This window comes from Cellvibrio sp. (assembly GCF_053579595.1).
The window spans coordinates 1-1,686 of the sequence record NZ_JBRFPI010000574.1 but is presented as its reverse complement, the minus strand read 5'-3'; the positions used below and the strand labels follow the sequence as shown (position 1 = coordinate 1,686).

Sequence of the window (1,686 nt, the reverse complement as noted above, 5' to 3'; positions counted from 1 at the left end):
GCGTACAGGACGTCGAAATAAATGTATAACCCCGCATTGCGGGGTTTTTGTTGGCTGACAAGAATATCGACGGAGACGCTTTGCATGTTCCTACAACGCTTGCTGCAGTTTGTTGGCTGGCCCATTACCGCAGGCGTTATCATCGCGTTGCTCGCACTACTACTCTTTCCCCAATTGCGCGGAAACCAGCAACCACCGCAGGGCGCCAATAACAACCTCAATATCGGTGTTGTTTCCTATGCGGATGCTGTGAATCGCGCTGCACCTGCAGTGGTGAATGTGTACACCGAAAAACGGGTGGTACAACGCAACCAAAACCTGTCCAACAATCCGTTTTTTCGCCACCTCTACAACAACTCCAACATTCCGCAACAAGAGCGCATGCAAAAAACCTTGGGGTCGGGCGTGATAGTCGATGACGCAGGGTTAATACTGACCAACAATCACGTCATCAACGGTGCCGATCGAATCTCAGTGCTGCTTTACGATGGGCGATACACCAATGCCGAATTAATCGGCATAGATAAAGCCAACGATTTGGCAGTCTTAAAAATCCAGATCGACAATATCTCGGCAATTACACTCGGCAATTCCGACAACATTCGGGTGGGTGATGTGGTGCTGGCGATTGGCAACCCCTTCGGAGTCGGCCAAAGTGTAAGTCAGGGTATTGTCAGTGCAACAGGCCGCTGGAATCTAGGGATAAACAGCGCGGAAAATTTTATCCAAACCGATGCAGCCATTAACCCGGGAAACTCCGGCGGCGCATTGATTGATGCACACGGAAATCTAATTGGAATCAATACCGCCATGCTGGATGAAACCGGCGCATCCTTTGGAATCAGCTTTGCAGTGCCGGTTGATAAAGCCATGAACTCACTAAAACAAATCGTAGAGTTCGGTGGAGTCCGGCGCGGCTGGTTAGGTATTGGGGTCACACAGCCTACACTCGAATTTGCGCAAAACCTTGGGGCAGAAGGTTTATTAGTTAGTGAGATTGAACGCGATAGCCCCGCAGCAAAAGCCGGCTTTCAAATCAATGACTATATTACGCATATTGATAATGTCCCCTTGCTGAATGAACACTCGGTCGCTAAATCACTCATTAATATCCAACCCAACGCTGAAATTACCTTCCGAATTATTCGCGATGGAAAAGCATTGGAAATAAAAGCAATAGCGGCCTTCCCACCAACAAAAACGTAATTTGCTTCATTGTTTTTTGCGAAAAAAATGGGCGCAATCAGCGCCCACTTTCGTTTCAGCAGTGCCAATAATAGTTAATCGAGAATCCGGTATTCCGCCGAGCGTGCATGGGCCTCAAGATATTCACTGCGCGCCAACACAGATGCGGTTTTGGATAATACCGACGCACCCGCTGCCGAGCACATAATCACTGAACTGCGCTTTTGGAAATCATATACACCGAGCGGCGATGAAAAACGTGCTGTACCCGAAGTAGGTAATACATGATTGGGGCCTGCACAATAATCACCGAGCGCTTCCGGGGTAAACCGCCCCATAAAAATAGCACCGGCGTGACGCACCTGCGGTAATAGCGATTCGGGATCGGCAACTGACAATTCCAAATGCTCCGGCGCAATGCGATTACTTACCGCGATTGCCTGCTCCATATCAGCAACTTTAATTAATGCACCACGATTTTTTAACGACACACTTGCAATA

General features: G+C 48.6%; 2 protein-coding genes. One reads left to right on the top strand and one right to left on the bottom strand.

All coding sequences use genetic code 11. The features are described 5' to 3' along the window. Positions 1 to 84 precede the first annotated feature (84 nt). Positions 85 to 1,206, top strand: coding sequence for a trypsin-like peptidase domain-containing protein (locus tag ACWA6V_RS21270; RefSeq protein WP_449524352.1), 1,122 nt, complete (start codon positions 85 to 87; stop codon positions 1,204 to 1,206). 74 nt (positions 1,207 to 1,280) lie between these two features. Here ACWA6V_RS21270 and ACWA6V_RS21265 read toward each other — a convergent pair. Then, positions 1,281 to 1,686, bottom strand: a 406-nt coding sequence (locus ACWA6V_RS21265) for a histidinol dehydrogenase (protein WP_449524351.1), incomplete at its 5' end; no start/stop codon positions are given.

What these genes read in the sequence shown, in the direction of transcription:
- ACWA6V_RS21270 (WP_449524352.1), top strand. Translation starts at nt 85, where the DNA reads ATGTTCCTACAACGCTTGCTGCAGTTTGTTGGCTGGCCCATTACCGCA.